Source organism: Trinickia sp. HAY1-2D, assembly GCF_056754935.1.
This window is the reverse complement of sequence record NZ_JBPGWX010000001.1, coordinates 1198582-1214128: the sequence shown is the minus strand read 5'-3', so window position 1 is coordinate 1214128 and position 15547 is coordinate 1198582. Positions and strand designations below refer to the sequence as shown.

The 15547-nt window shown below is 62.6% G+C and carries 12 protein-coding genes; 9 read left to right on the top strand and 3 right to left on the bottom strand.

The features are described from left to right. Nucleotides 1-230: 230 nt before the first annotated feature. From ACR9ZC_RS05355 to ACR9ZC_RS05345, 3 genes are all read left to right on the top strand, one after another. A complete protein-coding gene (locus ACR9ZC_RS05355; RefSeq protein ID WP_481579420.1) occupies nucleotides 231-686 on the top strand; it encodes a DUF305 domain-containing protein in 456 nt (151 codons plus the stop codon). Beyond that, nucleotides 683-2140 (top strand): YncE family protein, encoded by a 1458-nt coding sequence (locus ACR9ZC_RS05350; protein ID WP_481579419.1) that lies wholly within the window; start codon nucleotides 683-685, stop codon nucleotides 2138-2140. The genes ACR9ZC_RS05355 and ACR9ZC_RS05350 overlap by 4 nt, the downstream gene beginning before the upstream one ends. Nucleotides 2141-2344: 204 nt before the next feature. Continuing rightward, on the top strand, nucleotides 2345-3388 hold the full coding sequence (locus tag ACR9ZC_RS05345) for an aldo/keto reductase (protein ID WP_481579418.1): 1044 nt from the start codon (nucleotides 2345-2347) through the stop codon (nucleotides 3386-3388). A 63-nt stretch (nucleotides 3389-3451) separates the two neighbouring features. On the opposite strand, the gene ACR9ZC_RS05340 is transcribed toward ACR9ZC_RS05345, so the two are convergent. Beyond that, nucleotides 3452-4456, bottom strand: coding sequence for a DedA family protein/thiosulfate sulfurtransferase GlpE (locus ACR9ZC_RS05340; protein ID WP_481579417.1), 1005 nt, complete (start codon nucleotides 4454-4456; stop codon nucleotides 3452-3454). A 282-nt stretch (nucleotides 4457-4738) separates the two neighbouring features. Next, nucleotides 4739-5050, bottom strand: a complete 312-nt coding sequence (locus ACR9ZC_RS05335; protein ID WP_331569061.1) for a DUF4148 domain-containing protein — start codon at nucleotides 5048-5050, stop codon at nucleotides 4739-4741. A gap of 194 nt (nucleotides 5051-5244) precedes the next feature. Between ACR9ZC_RS05335 and ACR9ZC_RS05330 the strand changes: the two genes are divergently transcribed. After that, nucleotides 5245-6057 carry a creatininase family protein gene (locus ACR9ZC_RS05330; protein WP_481579416.1) on the top strand — a complete coding sequence of 271 codons (813 nt, stop codon included), beginning with the start codon at nucleotides 5245-5247 and terminating at the stop codon, nucleotides 6055-6057. A gap of 131 nt (nucleotides 6058-6188) precedes the next feature. Then, on the top strand, nucleotides 6189-7388 hold the full coding sequence (locus ACR9ZC_RS05325) for a YncE family protein (RefSeq protein ID WP_481579415.1): 1200 nt from the start codon (nucleotides 6189-6191) through the stop codon (nucleotides 7386-7388). A gap of 11 nt (nucleotides 7389-7399) precedes the next feature. Here the strand turns inward: ACR9ZC_RS05325 and ACR9ZC_RS05320 are convergent, their stop codons facing one another. Continuing rightward, complete coding sequence (locus ACR9ZC_RS05320; protein ID WP_331569065.1) at nucleotides 7400-7807, bottom strand: DoxX family protein; 408 nt, start codon at nucleotides 7805-7807, stop codon at nucleotides 7400-7402. Nucleotides 7808-7975: 168 nt separating this feature from the next. On the opposite strand from ACR9ZC_RS05320, the gene ACR9ZC_RS05315 reads away from it, so the two are divergent. From ACR9ZC_RS05315 to ACR9ZC_RS05300, 4 genes are all read left to right on the top strand, one after another. Continuing rightward, nucleotides 7976-8869: a LysR family transcriptional regulator gene (locus ACR9ZC_RS05315; RefSeq protein ID WP_481579414.1), complete on the top strand. Its 894-nt coding sequence runs from the start codon at nucleotides 7976-7978 to the stop codon at nucleotides 8867-8869. A 169-nt stretch (nucleotides 8870-9038) separates the two neighbouring features. Next, nucleotides 9039-10130: a porin gene (locus tag ACR9ZC_RS05310; RefSeq protein WP_481579413.1), complete on the top strand. Its 1092-nt coding sequence runs from the start codon at nucleotides 9039-9041 to the stop codon at nucleotides 10128-10130. A 233-nt stretch (nucleotides 10131-10363) separates the two neighbouring features. Next, complete coding sequence (locus ACR9ZC_RS05305; RefSeq protein ID WP_481579412.1) at nucleotides 10364-11782, top strand: pectate lyase family protein; 1419 nt, start codon at nucleotides 10364-10366, stop codon at nucleotides 11780-11782. Between the two features lie 401 nt (nucleotides 11783-12183). Next, nucleotides 12184-15540, top strand: coding sequence for a bifunctional diguanylate cyclase/phosphodiesterase (locus tag ACR9ZC_RS05300; protein ID WP_481579411.1), 3357 nt, complete (start codon nucleotides 12184-12186; stop codon nucleotides 15538-15540). Nucleotides 15541-15547 lie beyond the last annotated feature (7 nt).

Here is a 15547-nt window from a genome sequence, read left to right as displayed (position 1 = left end):
GGATTCCTGTTCTATTCGAGGCAAACGCCGCCGGCGGCCCAATTATTCCGCCCGATTCAAATTCGAGTCAGGGCCGCGGCGCGCGTGTCGCACTCGACGCGGATGAAGCCGGGACGTGTGAGGGCACGCCCTCGAGGAAATTCGCGCGGACGATGGAATATCCCCGCACCTCGTGCAGTTCGCCCAGTGACGGTTCGCTTTGTTTTTGCTTTGCATTCATCGGGACTTTCATGAAAAAAACTGCACTTCTCGCAGCGGCGCTGGCGCTCGGCAGTGCCGCGTTCGCTGCCGGCAAATTTGCCGCCAGCTCGGAGGAATCCGCTTTCCTCGCGGAAAACGATCGGGCGATGACCCGAATGATGGAGGGCATGTCCGTCAAGCCGGCCGGCGACGTCGATCGCGACTTCGTGCAGACGATGATTCCTCACCATCAAGGCGCGATCGACATGGCACAGGCGGAGTTGCGCCACGGGCGCAACGAGCAATTGAGGCGGATCGCGCAAGAGATCGTCGTCGAGCAGCAGCAGGAAATCGTCGCCATGCGGCTCGCGCTCGGCGAGGCGCTGCCCGCGCCTGCACCGGCGCCCGACCAGGGCGGATTTGCATCCGAGCCGGCTCGATCGGCGGCGCCTGGCCGCCACGAACATTCCCAGCCCACGGGCACAGCCATTGAGGAGTCCAAATGAACGGTCTTTGTTTTCGCGCGCTCGCTTGCGCCATGTCTGCTGTTGTCGCACAACTCGCGTGGGCGGGCCAGGTGCCGGGTTCCGCGTCGAGCCCCGATGTGCCGATCACGCATCGCGACCGGGTGTATGCCGCCGAGCAGTTCTCCAATACCGTGTCGATCGTGGATCCGGTCACCAATCGTTTCGTCGGCGCGATTCGGCTCGGGGATCCGGCGCCGAAGAACTTGTCCCCGCTTTACCGGGGCCAGGTACTGGTACACGGCCTGGGCTTTTCGCCCGATCATCGCACGCTCGCGGTCGTCTCGATCGGTTCGAATTCGGTCGCGTTCATCGATACGCAGACGAATGCCGTCAAGCACATCACTTATGTCGGCCGTTCGCCGCACGAGGCTTTTTTCACGCCCGACGGCAGCGAGGTGTGGGTGACGGTGCGAGGCGAAAACTATATCGCCGTGCTCGATGGAAAGACCTTCGAGGAGAAGACGAGAATCAGGGTGCCGGCCGGCCCGGGCATGCAGATCTTCTCGCCCGATGGAAAGTACGGATACGTCTGCTCGTCGTTCAATCCGGAGACCGACGTGATCTCCGTCGCCGATCACGAGATCGTCGGCAAGGTGCGCCAGGCAAGCCCGTTTTGCCCGAACATCGCGGCGACGCCGGATGGCACGCAAGTGTGGTTCACACTGAAAGATCTCGGCAAGACCCAGGTATTCGACGCGCGGCCGCCGTTCAAGGTCCTTGCCACGCTCGACACGGGACCGATCACCAACCATGTCAACATCGTTCGTCGCGGCGGCGAAATGTTCGCCTATGTCACGGTCGGGGGCTTGAATCAGGTGAAGGTATTCCGCACCGACGATTTTTCGCAGGTGGCGACGATTCCCGTCGGCAGTCTGCCGCATGGCCTCTGGCCGTCGGGCGACGGTAGCCGTCTTTATGTCGGCCTCGAAAATGCGGATGCGCTGGCTGTCATCGATACGGCGACCAACAAGGTCGTGGCGACGGTCCCGGTCGGCCAGGCACCCCAAGCGGTGGCCTACGTGCCTGAAGCGGTGCCGCGCGGCGACGGCACGCAGAACACCGAGCCGCTCGGCCTTGCCGCGAGCGCGGCGCATCTCGAACTCGTACCGGTGCAAGGCGGCCCGGCGCGAACGACGGTCGCGCTCTTCGATCAAGGCCTGTTGCAGGTGCTCCAGGCTGCCGTGACAGGACTCGAGCCCAAGCAGGCCTATGTGCTCGGGCTGACGGAGCATGCCGACGGTACCGGTCGCATCGAGCCGCTCGCGACATTCATGACGAACCCGGCGGGCTCCGCGGTCGTCAACGCTGTCGGCCAGATTCGCGAGATCGTTGCCCCCGGTGCAAGCGCGCCCGGCGATGTGCGCCGCTACCTCGTCATCGCGCCGAGAGTGTCCGGCAAGCCCGGCGCGCCCGTTCAGCGCCAGTCGCTTTGATGGACGCACGGCAGCGCTGCTTTCGCGCACCGCATCGAGAGAATCAGGCAAGAATCCGAGACGATCGGGTATCGAGGCCGTGCGGCATCGGGATCATACTTTGCGCGCCGCGGCTCGTGCGTATGCGTCCCGCCTCCGGCCAGGCGGGCCAGCCGTGCGGCGCGGCGATGTCATGAACGAAGCGTGTATGGAGGGAATCGGGTCATGCGTTACATAAAGTTTGGCTCCACAGGTCTATTCGTATCCGAGCTGTGCCTGGGCACGATGACGTTCGGGGGTACGAGCGGCATCTGGGGGCAGATCGGGCAGTTGCAGCAAGCCGACGCGGAGAAGCTGATCGGCCGCGCGATCGATGCGGGCATCAATTTCATCGACACCGCCAATGTCTATTCGGATGGCGTATCGGAGTCGATGACGGGCACGGCGCTGAAGAATCTCGATACGCCGCGCGAGAACGTCATCGTCGCAACGAAGGTGTTCGGCGAGACCGGCACGAAAAGCATCAATTCGCGCGGATTATCACGCCATCACATCATGGATGGCGTCAAAGCAAGCCTGCGCCGCTTGCAGACCGATTACATCGATCTTTACCAGGTGCACGGGTTCGATCCCGCGACCCCGATCGAGGAAACGGTGCGCGCGCTCGATAACCTCGTGCAGCAGGGGCACGTGCGCTACGTCGGCGTTTCGAATTGGGCGGCCTGGCAGATCGTCAAAGCATTAGGGATAGCGGAGCGCCTCGGTCTTGCCCGTTTCGAATCGCTGCAGGCGTACTACACGATCGCGGGGCGAGATCTGGAACGCGAGATCGTGCCGATGCTGGCGAGCGAAGGCCTCGGCCTCATGGTCTGGAGCCCGCTCGCGGGCGGGTTCCTCAGCGGCAAATACGGTCGTCACGCGAAGGCCGAGGAAGGCAGCCGGCGCACGACCTTCGACTTCCCCCCGGTGCAGCTCGAGCGCGGCTATGACTGCATCGAGGCAATGCGCGGCATCGCCGAAACAAAGGGCGTATCCGTCGCGCAGATCGCGCTCGCGTGGCTCCTCCATCAAAAAGTGGTGACCAGCGTCATCGTGGGCGCGAAGCGTGTCGATCAGCTCGATGACAATATCGCCGCCACCTCGGTCGAACTCAGTGCCGAAGAGCTGGCCGTCCTCGATAGCGTCAGCGCAATGCCCGCCGAATATCCGGGCTGGATGCTGGCGCGTCAGGGCGAGGTGCGACGCAAGCAATTGAGCGAGTCGCGCTGAGCGAAGCGTCTGCCATCGCATCGTCTGTGCCGCGCGCCGCGCAACGTCCGCGAGCGGGCGGCATCAGACGATCTTCGGGTCGCCCCCGCCGAGCGGCGCATCGTTGAACGGCGAGGCGGCCGCCTCGAGCGGCAGCGGCGACACGGCAAGCCCCGCATTGCGCCACGCATCGAGACCGCCCCTCAGCGGCAATACGTCGACGAAGCCCGCATCGACCAACCGCTTGGCCATCCATGCCGCTGTCACCTCGTTCGGACACGAGCAATAGATCACGAGCTTTTGATTGGGGCGGTACCCGGCGATGAGGGCATCGAGCTCGCGTTCGTCGGCAAAGCGGGCACCCGGAATGACGAATGGATCGAGCCTGCGCGTCTCATCCGAACGGACATCGAAGATCGTCGGCGCCGCGCCGGACTCCATCAGGGCATGCAGCGTATCGACATCGATGCGCGCCGATTCGAGCGCGCGAAGCAATGCCCGGCGGCGTGCCCATCGCCACAGCGCGTAGAGCGAAAGGAAAGCGACGGCGAAGAGCGCACTGGCACGCCCGAACCGGCCCGCTGCCACGAGCAGATAGTCGATCTGCGGCGAGAGCGCTACACCGAGTGCGAGCCCTATGCCGGCCCAAAGCGCGGCACCGACGCCATCGTGCGCGACGAACGTCCGATACGAAGTGCCCATCGCGCCTGCCATCGGCACGGACACGAGCGAGAGGCCCGGTATCAGTTTCGCAACGGTCAGCACACGTACGCCCCATCGCCCGAAGAAGCGTTCCGTTTTACGTACGCAGGTGTCACGCGAAAGCGACAGCCTGCATATCGTCTTCAGCGTCGTGCCGCCGTAGATGCGGCCGGCATAGAACCACAGACTGTCGCCGATCAGCGTCGCGCAGACGGCGAGCACGAGCACGGGGCCAAGCGCGATGCCGAGCGAGCCGGGATGCATGGCGGCCAATGCGCCGAACAGGACGAGCGTCGGCATCGCCGGTACCGGCAGTCCGAGTGCAGCGGCCAGCGCGTTGACGAATACGAGCATGGGACCGTAGCGCGCGACGAGATCGTGGAGCATCGGGAGTTGTCCGGAGCGAGGGCGTCGGCCGGCGGCCGCACCCGCGAATTATGCCGCGAGTGCCGCGTCCGCGCTTTCAAAACACTATTGCGCGTATGCAACGAAAAAGCGCCCGGCCAAAGGGGGCCAGGCGAAACCGCCGGATGTCCGGCGGCGGAGGTACCGATGGCAAACACCGGCCCGATCGCCGTTTCGTCGACGATCGGGCCGGCGCCGATCAGTAGGGCCGAACGATTTCGGGCGCCGCCTTTGCCGGTGCGGCCGGGCGCCCGATCGATGGTATTAGCGACCGAAATAGACAGCGTTGAATGCCGGGCCGACAGCGCGGCTGCCCGATGCCGACGAACCTGCTACCGTGCCGCCATACGAAGTCGCAACGTTGCCGTCTTGTTGGGCAATGCGGGCTTGGGTGGCTTGCACGTTATCGGGGTAGTACGGATCCTTGCCGAATGCCGTGTGCGGGTTGGCCTGCACGAACTGCGCGAGTTCCGCCTTGACTTGAGCGCGGGACACCGGAGCGTCCGATTGAGCGAAAGAAAGAGCCGGCGCGGCGATGAGCGTGGCGATGACTGCGGCTTGAATGAGCGATTTCATGATAAGTAACCTCCGATTTGATTGTCCTATCGGTTATTGCCGATGCAACTGCTTGAACCGATGACTGCAGTCTAGCGAGCCAAACGCTAAGGGTTAACTCCTATTTTGAGAAATCACCGTTACGTATTTGGCGATAATCGCCGCTACGTTTGCCGATGGCTCTTTAATGCGGACTTTCACTCGAGGCTTGCGTCATGCATCGTTTTTTACAAAACGCTTTCGTTTTCGCCGCAATCCTCCTTGCAATGCGTGCGGTACACGCGCAAACGCCGGATACCGTGCAGATCGAAGATCTCACCTGGACAGAGTTGCGCGACGCTGTGAAAGCCGGCAAGACGACCGCGATCATTCCGATCGGCGGCACGGAGCAAAGCGGGCCGTACGTTGCGCTCGGCAAGCACAACGCGCGCGTGAAGGTGCTTGCCGCGCGAATCGCGCAGGCGCTCGGCAACGCGCTCGTGGCGCCGGTCATTGCCTATGTGCCCGAGGGAAGCTACGCCCCCCCCACCTCCCATATGCGCTTTGCGGGCACGATCACGGTGCCGGACGAGGTGTTCGAGAAGACACTCGAGTCCGCGGCGAACAGCTTACGGATTCATGGCTTCAGGAACGTCGTATTCCTCGGCGATCATGGCGGATATCAGAACGACATCAAACAGGCGGTGGTGAGCCTCAACCGCCGTTGGGGCGGCAGCGCGCACGCGTTGGTGCCACCGGAGTACTACGGCACGAGTTCGGAGGGCTACGCACAAATTCTTCGTCAACATGGCTATCGCGACGATGAGATCGGCACGCATGCCGGGCTTGCCGACACGGCGCTGTTGCTGGCCGTCGCACCGCAGATGGTCCGCACCGACGCGCTGCGCCGTGCGGCCAAACCGGGACCGGCGGACGGCGTCTATGGCGGCGACCCGCGACGCGCGAGCGCGGAGCTCGGGCGGCTCGGCACCGATGCAATCGTGGCACGCACCGTCGAAGCCATCAGAAAAGCGACGGGCAAGCAGTAGCGACATTGCGCCGGCTTGCGCTTTCGCCGGCTTCGGGTTTTGCTTGGGTCTTGATTCCCGGGTTTTTCGATTCGTTTTTTTTGGGGTTTTGCGATCGCTTCGCTTTTCGACATTCGACAACGGACTTCCCTATGCGCCAGAACCGTGATGCCCGCGTTACCTTGCTGTCAGTCCGCGCTTCGATCGGCGCCGCTTGCGTCGTTTTGGCGAGCTTGTCGAGCGGCGCCTCGGCGTTCGCCGCAAGCGCCCAGCCGGCGGTGACGACCGTGCCTGGCATGCCGCCGGTCGTCGATCCGCGCAACCTTTACAGCGAAGCGGGCAGCGCTCACCTCAGCAAAGCGGTTGCCGGCGCATTGACGCGCGTGTATGTGCCGAACCTGCGTTCGGACGACGTCTATGTGATCGATCCGGCCACCTTCAAAGTCGTCGATAAATTCAAAGTCGGCCGCAGTCCTCAGCACATCGTGCCGTCATGGGACCTGCAAACGCTGTGGGTGACGAACAACGCCGAGGAGCGGACCGATGGAACGTTGACGCCGATCGATCCGAAGACCGGCAAGCCCGGCGCGGCCATCGCGGTGGACGATCCTTACAACATGTACTTCACCCCCGATGGCAAGGAAGCGATCGTCGTCGCGGAGGCCCATGCGCGGCTCGACTTTCGCGACCCTCATACGATGGCGCTGCATTCGAGCCTCGATGTCCCGCAATGCAAGGGCATCAATCATGCGGATTTTTCGATCGACGGCAAATACGCGGTCTTCACCTGCGAGTTCGGCCATGGGCTGGCCAAAATCGATATGACGAGCCGCAAGGTGCTCGGCTACATCACGTTCGGCAAGAAGAGCATGCCGCAGGACGTGCGCATCGCGCCCGACGGAAAGGTGTTTTATGTGGCCGACATGACGGCGGATGGCGTGCATGTCGTCGATGGCGACAGCTTCAAGGAGCTGGAGTTCATCCCCACCGGGCTCGGTACGCACGGCCTGTACCCAAGCCGGGACGGCACGAAGCTTTACGTCGCCAATCGCGGCTCGAGCCATGTCCATGGCATGAAGCACGGCAAGGGCAGCGTGTCGGTCATCGATTTCGCTACGCGCAAGGTGGTGGCGACATGGCCGATTCCAGGCGGCGGAAGCCCCGATATGGGCAATGTCAGCGTGGATGGCAAGACGCTATGGCTGTCCGGCCGCTTCGACGATGTGGCCTATGCGATCGATACGGCGACGGGCGCGGTGCGCTCGATCGCCGTCGGGATGGAGCCTCACGGGCTCACGGTATGGCCGCAGCCCGGGCGTTATTCGCTCGGGCATACGGGAAACATGCGCTGAGCCGGGCGGTTTCAGCCTCGTTGCGGCGCGGGCCGCAGCGCATGCGCGCCGTCGCCGAGCAAGAACAGCGCGATGAGCGCGACGGCCCAGAAGGCGGGGTATTCCCATCCACCGCCCTTGTTCGTGAAGAGCCACCCGTTCGCGCCGTGCACCATGACGATGGTGCCGAGCATTTCGATGGCGAGCGGTATCGCCACCCACGAAGCATAGATACCGAAGATCAGCGCGATGCCGCCGACGAGCTCGAGGGCGATCGTCAGATAGGCGGCAATAGCGGGCAATCCGAGCGAGCCGAAAAAACCGACGAAGCCGGGTATCGTAAATACGAAAAACTTCAGGCCGACGTGGGCGAGGAAGAGAATGCCGAGGCTGATTCGTAAAAGCAGCGCGGCGTAAGGGGCGGTTCTCGGATTGATCATGATGGTGGCCGGAAATGAAGCGATAAGGAGGAAGTGCACCGGAGGCACGCTCATCCAACGGCATTCGCGGGCATTCCGGTTGCGACCTGTGGCGAACGATACGGTGGGGCGGCGCGCGGATCAACTCGGCTATGATTGATCCATCATTTACTCCTGGTTGACGATCGGATGGATACATTGACGAGCATGCAGGTGTTCCGTCTGGCTGTCGAGCTGAAGAGCTTTGCCGCGGCGGCGCGGCGGCTCGACATGTCGCCCGCGATGGCGAGCAAACACGTGATGCATCTCGAGCGGCGCCTCGGTGCATTGCTGCTCAACCGGACGAGCCGCCGCCTGAGCCTGACCGAAGCAGGCACGGTCTATTTCGATCACGCGCGGCAAATGCTCGACGATCTGGAAGATGTCGAGGCGAGCGTCGCTCAATCGAGAGCGGCGCCGCGCGGCACGCTTCGGCTCAGTGCACCGGTATGGATGGCCAACCCGGATTTCATCGGTGTGCTGAACGATTACCGCGCCCGTTATCCGGAAGTGAGGCTCGACGTCGACCTGTCGGGACGATTCGTCAATCTGGTCGAAGAGCGGATCGACCTTGCGTTACGTGTCACGAACCCGATGGCGCTCGGGCAGTCGCTGATCGCGCGGCCGATCGCTCCCGTGACGTTTTACATCGTAGGCGCTCCCGCGTATCTGGACCGTGCGGGGCGGCCGACTCGTGCGGCCGATCTCGGCACGCACGCCATGCTTTCCTATTCGTTGATGCCGGACGTCAACCGCCTCGACATCGAAGGACCCGATGGCCGCGAAACAGTCAAAGTCGACCCGGTACTTCAGAGCAACGATGAATCGCTGATGCGCCTCGCGGCACTCGAAGGCATGGGCCTCGCATTACTGCCGAACGCTCTCGTTTCGCGGGATATCCAGGCGGGACGGCTCGAGGCCGTGCTGCCCGGGTATCGCGTCTTCGATTCGCAGCTCTACGGCGTTTATCAGAACCGAAAGTATCTCTCGCCGAAGGTGAGGACGTTCCTCGACTTCATCTCGGGAGATGCGCGCGTGCGGTAAGCGCGCTCAGCGCGAGGCTCGTCCGTGTTCATCGGAGGCGGCGCAAGCAGTTTCGTCGAACAGCTATCGCCGTTATCGAGAATCGCCTATGCTGAGTCCGAATGTGTCGATGACTCTACGCGGTACGCCATCGATCGATAAAACGAAAAATTCCGGATGGGGGCTCCTCATGAAGCGCTGGGCTATGAGTGCCGCGGTCTGCGGTTTGGCGAGCGCGTGCGCGCATGCCCAGAGTACCGTCCAGTTGTATGGAATCGTCGATGGTGGCGTGGCGTTCGTGACGAACGAAGCAGGCCATCACGCGTGGGCCCAGACGAGCGGCATCGGCCAATCGGACCGGTGGGGGTTGCGGGGACAGGAAGATCTCGGCGGCGGCTACCGTGCGGTCTTTCGGCTCGAAAACGGTTTCACGCTCAACGATGGACGGCTGTCCCAAGGGGGGCTGGAGTTCGGCCGCCAGGCGTGGGTCGGCCTCGCGAGCGAGCGCTTCGGTACACTCACGTTCGGGCGCCAATACGATTTCATGAGCACGAACCTCACGGCGTTCGCCTCCGGTACGTTGACCCCGTCCGTCTTCGCCTTTCATCTCGGCGATCTCGACCGGCTCGGCGCCGAGCGCATCGATAACGCTGTCCGTTATGTGACGCCGGATATGGCGGGGTTTCAACTCGGCGCGCTCTACGCATTTGGCGGGCAGCCCGGCAACTTCGCTTCGCATAGCGCCGCGAGCTTCGGGCTCACCTATGGTCATGGGCCGTTCAAGGCCGGCGCCGCTTATGTCGAAATCCACGACTTCACCGCGGTGTCGGGTATCGGCACGACGGTCTTGGGCACGCCGCTGATCGGTACCGCTCAGCAAGGCTTGCTGCCGCGGTTCCAGACGTTCGACAAGCTGACGGTGTCGGGTGTCGGCGCGGGCTACCAGCTCGGCCCGGCTTATCTGCATGCCGTTTATACCGCGGTTGGCTTCCATTCCCACGGCCAGAGCACGTCGTTGCGCACGACCGAGGGCGGCGTCAAGTACTCGGTCGACTATGCGCTTTCGTTATCCGCCAGTTATGCGCGATCGACGCTTGCGAGCCACGCCTGGAGTCAGATCGTCGCGGGCACCGATTATTCGCTTTCGAAACGCACGGACATCTATTTCCATGCGGTTTACTTGCGCGCCAGCGCAGGTGTGCAGGCGCAGATATTCCTCCTTCCGGCGTCCGGCTCCACACGGCAAGCCGTCGTTTCCCTCGGCGTGCGCCACCTCTTCTAGGTTTTCCGCTGTTTCGCACGCGGCATCGGAAATTCGCGGCTCGTTTCGGTGGCCGACGCGGGTGCTTCGTACCATGGAACCAAAGGGTAAGACTAACGGCTGCCCGAGCGTGCCATGAGGGCCTTCGGACGACGCGCGCGATGCGAAAGCCGGATATCCGCGTTTCCACATCGGTGGGACCCAGTGATCTACGGTCGCACCGTATTTCAACGTACGCAACCGAGGCAAGAACCATGTCAAGCATCAACGCTCGCGTCGATGGACTGGGACCCACTGCAACGTCGTTCAAGCATGAACGTACCGCAGCCGAAAGTCCGCAGCAAAATACCCAGGCACTGCTCGCTAAAGTGGAAGCGCAACTCGAAGACATCTTGAGGATGATGTCCCAGTCCGGACGGGGCCCGAGCGCCGACGCGCATGGCAACGGTCACCATGGGCATCAGTCGCGCGAAGTACAAAATTCTCATAACAAGGTCGACGCACACGACCCGTCGTCGGCGGTGTCGGGCAAGACTTCGAGCGTCGGCACGGCGTCATCCAGCACGCCGTCGTCCCAGTCGGTCTCCGCCGCGACGCCGGGCGATCACTCGCGCGAAACGCTCGCGGCCGGACATGGCTGGGGAGCACAGAACGGCGGGGTGACCGGCGGATCGAAGGCCGACAAAGCCCACGTATTCACGGTATCGACGCGCGATCAGCTCGTCGCCGCATTGGGCGGAAACAATGCGACCAACGGCTCGAACTCGACGCCCAAGATCATCCAGATCAAAGGCAACATCAATTTGAATGCCGACAGCAACGGCAAGGAAATGAGCAAAGGCGACTTCGCCAACGAGAAAGCTCAACTCGCGCACGACATGCTCAACGTGGGTTCCAACACGACGATCATCGGCATAGGTAAAGACGCAGGCATCAGCGGCGGCGGATTCAATGTCAGCAACCAGCACAACATCATGATCCGCAACCTGAACATGACGTCGCCGTTCGATTTTTTCCCGGGCAAGGACGCGGAAGGCAATCCGCATGGGCGCGTGTACAGCATCGAGGCCAAGGGAACGCAGAACCTGTGGGTGGACCACAACACGTTCAAGGACGGCACGACGCCAGCCGGCGCGATCAGCGGCGATCAATTGGATTTCACCGACGGCGCGAACTATGCGACGGTCTCCAACAATCAATTCCTGAGCCACAACAAGTCGATTCTGATCGGCTCGAGCGACGGCATGACGAGCGACAAGGGGAAGCTCAACGTCACGATCGACCACAACCTGTTCGCGGGCGTGTCGCAGCGCGATCCGCGCGTGCGTTTCGGCAACGTCGACGTCGCCAACAACCTCTACCAAGACAGTTCGTCGCAGGCCAACCGCTTTCAATACAACCTCGGCGTTGGCGTCGACTCGAACATCACGTCGCAGAACAATGCATTCGAAACGAACGGGGTCAGCACGCAGAGCCTCGTCAAGCGCTTTGGCGATTCGGGGCACCTGACCGATAGCGGCTCGCTCGTGAACGGCCAGTCCGTCGATCTGTCGTCATCGCCGACGGGCAAGGGTCCCGGCGCCGGTGGGATCGCGCACCTCGATGCGACGGACCAGGTGGCGTCAATCGTGCTGGCCCAAGCGGGCGCAGGCAAGATTGGACTTGGAGATTGATTGACGCGTTTGCCATATTGAGGTCACGTTCCCGGCGGTTTTGGCCACAGCGGCGTTTTCTATATTCGCTGCATTGGCCAAGCCGCCTTCTTTATGCTTGAGCCCCGGTATTTTTTGCTGCATACGTTATGCGCAAAAGACAGTTCTTTGATCTAGATTAAACCTCGCAACCAAAAACAGAATATTTTGGGGTTTAGGTTAATAGGGTTTCTGTTCGTTGTAACACGCCTGGAAACCTATATTCTTCGAGCAAAGACAATCAAGCCGCACCGGCTAATTTATTAACAGCTTGCAGAATAGCCGTCTTTTTAAATCGGTAAAAATGTCGCTTTGAACGAGCGGCGAATGTTTGCAATGCGAGGCGCCGCGCTGGCCTCGTCGGCCGGGGGGCTGCGGTGTACATGATGTTCAAACGTGCGCGGAGCTTTTGCCGCGAGCATTACGCCGGCGGATTCGCCCTGGGCGCCCTGATATTGGGCGTGGGGGCGGCCGTGGTGGTCTATTCGCTCTTGAATGCGCTCGTCGATCGAGAAGCGAAACTGCGATTTGAAAACGATTCACGTAACGTCGAACAACAGATTGCAACGCGTGTTCGTCTTTATTCCGACGTGCTTGTCACGATGCGCGCCCTATTTAGCGCGGACGGCACCGTGACCCGTAGTGAATTTCGCAATTTTGTGAACGGTCTGGATCTGCCGGGACGTTATCCTGGTTTCCAAACGCTCAATTACTCGGTGTATGTCCGCACCGCCGATCTGCCCGGCTTCGAGGCGCATGAGCGCGTCGACCCATTGCTGCACGATGCGGGAGTCGACTTCAGGGTACGTGTAAAGGGCACCGGCGAGGCGCATGAAATCCTGACGTTCGTCGAGCCGCTCGCAGCGAATCGCGACGTCCTCGGCGTCGATATCGAAGCTAAGGCCGGCCGCGGCGGCGTGTTGCAACAGATGCGCGATTCCGGCATGTCGATCAGCAGCGGACGGCGCATCTTCGCGGAGCGGGGCGCCGAAGAAGTCGGTCTGGCGATGCGCTTGCCTGTCTATCGCCGCGGGCTGCCCGCGAGCACCGTGGCCGAGCGCCGGCTCGCTTATCTCGGCTCGGTCGGCGCCGGCATCCGGATCAACGGCATGATGGCCGGGCTGGTCAGCCGGGAAACGCTGCGAACCCTGCGATACCGCATCTACGATGCGGGCAGTCTGCGTGAGCAGGAGGCGGCGTCAGCACCCCTCAGCCTGCTCTACGACAGTGCGGACGGGCCTTCGTTGACGGGTGCGCTCGCCTCGCAAATCGGCGCGGCCAGCGCATCGGCCGGCACTCACGACAGGCTGTCCCGCCAAACGTACGGCGAGTTCGCGGGCCGTCGGTGGGTCATCGTTTTTTCCGCGGATGTTCCCGCGCTGATCGGATCGCAGCGCTTCATGCCGCAGCTCGCGCTGGTGTCGGGTCTCGTCATCAGCGTCTTGCTGTCCGTGCTCGCGCATGCGCTCTCGAGTGCGCGCGCACGAGCCGTGAAACTGGCAGAGGCGATTACGGCCGATCTGCGCGAAAGCGAAGCGGCGCGCGAAAAGGCTCAACACATCGCGCGGCTGGGCGACTGGCGCGTGGACTTCGACGAGCACACCACCCACCTTTCGAAGGAAATGGCGCGTTTGATCGGATGCCATGGCAAGCCGACGCTGGTCGGATTCGTTCGTGCGATCGAACCGGCGGACCGGCACGCACTGCTCGCGCGCTTGCGCAACACGCTCGAGACGCGGGAGCCGTTCGAGTTCGAGTGCCGCTACCGGTCGCCGCGCGGCCGCCGGGGCTGGCTGCGCATGATCGGTCGCGCGTGCGGGCCCGCCGGGACTCGGCAATTGCGCGGTACCGCGCATGAGATCACGCGGCAGAAATCGATCGATCGCGTTCGCGAGCTCGAACACGCATTCACGCTGCAACTCGCAACGGCGACCAACGAATGCGATGTCCTGCACCAGCTGATCGGACTGCTGACGACGGGCATGGATTGGGAGGCCGGCGCGTTCTGGCCCACGGCAGCGGGGCATCGGAAGCAATTGCGGGCCGTGCATTCGGTGACGGTAGCGGAACTCGCTTCGTGGCTGCGCGAGCGCGCGCAGCAGGTCGATGCGACCGAGGTGCCGGCCATGCCGCATTGGTCGGCGAGGCGCCATGTGCAAAGCGGCACCTCGTTTGCGAGGCTCGGCGACGATTCCATCGCGACGACGTTTTCGTTCCCGCTCGTGACAGGCACCGAAGTGCTCGGCGTAGCGCAGTTCTACTCGCGGGAGCGACGCCACGTCGAGTCGCAGGCGCTGGCGATGGCGCGCTCCATCTCGAGCCAGATGAGCCATTTCCTGCAGCGGCGCAATGCCGAGAACAATTTGCAGTTTCTCGCCAACCACGACGCACTGACCGGACTGCCGAACCGCCTGATGTTCAAGGATCATCTCGATGCGGCGCTGGCCCGCGCCGACGCGGAGAACACCGCGCTTCACGTGATCTTCATCGATCTGGACCGGTTCAAGGACATCAACGATTCGCTCGGCCACAACATCGGCGATCAGCTGTTGAGCGCGGTGGCCGAGCGCCTGAGCGCACAGGTGCGCGAAGCGGAGATGATCGCCCGGTTGGGCGGGGACGAGTTCATCGTTGCGCTGAGCGATCGATGCGACGGCTCCCGCAGCGTCTTTGCGACGATCGAGCGCATTCAGACCGCGCTGGCCCAGCCATTCAGCCTGAGCGGTGTGCAGTTGCAGGTGAGCGCGAGCATCGGTGTGAGCTCGTTCCCGGCGGACGGAGCGGATGCGCAAACGCTGCTCAAGAATGCCGATATCGCCATGTACGGCGCGAAGCAACGCGGCAAGAACACCTACCAGCTCTATTTGCGTCAAATGAGCATGTCGCTGCAAAAGCGCGTGGAGATGGAGGCCTGCCTGCGCCATGCCGTTGCCAGCAACGAGTTCGAGCTCTTTTATCAGCCGCGCGTCGATTTGAGCTCGAACCACTGCACCGGCGTCGAGGCGCTGATTCGCTGGAACAGTCCGACGCTTGGGCGTGTCATGCCGGGCGATTTCATCCCGCTTGCCGAGGAAATGGGCACGATCGTGGAGATCGGCGAATGGGTGTTGCGCGAGGCGTGCCGCCAGGCAGCGGAATGGCGCGACGGCGGTCTCGGCGATATTCACGTCGCGGTGAATGTCTCGGCGCGTCAGTTCGCGGACAGGCGATTGCAGCACTGCATCCTCGATGCACTGGGCAAGGCCGGGCTGCCGGGCGACAGGCTCGAACTCGAATTGACCGAGAGCACGGTGATGCGCCATCCGGAACAGGCCGTGCGCTGGTTGAACAGCATCAAGAAGACCGGCGTACGGCTGTCGATCGACGACTTCGGCACTGGCTATTCGTCGCTGGCTTATCTGAATCGATTCCCGATCGATACCGTCAAGATCGATCGCTCGTTCGTCAGCTCTTTGCCGGACAGCCACTGCGATGCCCAGATCACGAGCGCGGTGATCGCGCTCGGTCATTCGCTCGGCCTGACGGTGATCGCCGAGGGCGCGGAAACGCAGGCGCAAATCGATTTTCTACGTAAGGAAGGCTGCGATGAAGTGCAGGGCTACTTCTTCAGCCGCCCTTTGTCAGCTGGCGACATGAGGGTTTTCCTGGGTCAGCCAGCCCAATCCGGCCTCGGCAGCGCGTCGGGGCTTTCACCGAGGGACACGCGGGAATCGAACTCGCGGCGTTCGTTTCATTCATGACGAGGAA

What these genes read in the sequence shown, in the direction of transcription:
- ACR9ZC_RS05345 (WP_481579418.1), top strand. Translation starts at nt 2,345, where the DNA reads ATGCGTTACATAAAGTTTGGCTCCACAGGTCTATTCGTATCCGAGCTG.
- ACR9ZC_RS05300 (WP_481579411.1), top strand. Translation starts at nt 12,184, where the DNA reads ATGATGTTCAAACGTGCGCGGAGCTTTTGCCGCGAGCATTACGCCGGC.
- ACR9ZC_RS05325 (WP_481579415.1), top strand. Translation starts at nt 6,189, where the DNA reads ATGCGCCAGAACCGTGATGCCCGCGTTACCTTGCTGTCAGTCCGCGCT.
- ACR9ZC_RS05305 (WP_481579412.1), top strand. Translation starts at nt 10,364, where the DNA reads ATGTCAAGCATCAACGCTCGCGTCGATGGACTGGGACCCACTGCAACG.
- ACR9ZC_RS05355 (WP_481579420.1), top strand. Translation starts at nt 231, where the DNA reads ATGAAAAAAACTGCACTTCTCGCAGCGGCGCTGGCGCTCGGCAGTGCC.
- ACR9ZC_RS05320 (WP_331569065.1), bottom strand. Translation starts at nt 7,807, where the DNA reads ATGATCAATCCGAGAACCGCCCCTTACGCCGCGCTGCTTTTACGAATC.
- ACR9ZC_RS05350 (WP_481579419.1), top strand. Translation starts at nt 683, where the DNA reads ATGAACGGTCTTTGTTTTCGCGCGCTCGCTTGCGCCATGTCTGCTGTT.
- ACR9ZC_RS05340 (WP_481579417.1), bottom strand. Translation starts at nt 4,456, where the DNA reads ATGCTCCACGATCTCGTCGCGCGCTACGGTCCCATGCTCGTATTCGTC.
- ACR9ZC_RS05330 (WP_481579416.1), top strand. Translation starts at nt 5,245, where the DNA reads ATGCATCGTTTTTTACAAAACGCTTTCGTTTTCGCCGCAATCCTCCTT.
- ACR9ZC_RS05310 (WP_481579413.1), top strand. Translation starts at nt 9,039, where the DNA reads ATGAAGCGCTGGGCTATGAGTGCCGCGGTCTGCGGTTTGGCGAGCGCG.
- ACR9ZC_RS05335 (WP_331569061.1), bottom strand. Translation starts at nt 5,050, where the DNA reads ATGAAATCGCTCATTCAAGCCGCAGTCATCGCCACGCTCATCGCCGCG.
- ACR9ZC_RS05315 (WP_481579414.1), top strand. Translation starts at nt 7,976, where the DNA reads ATGGATACATTGACGAGCATGCAGGTGTTCCGTCTGGCTGTCGAGCTG.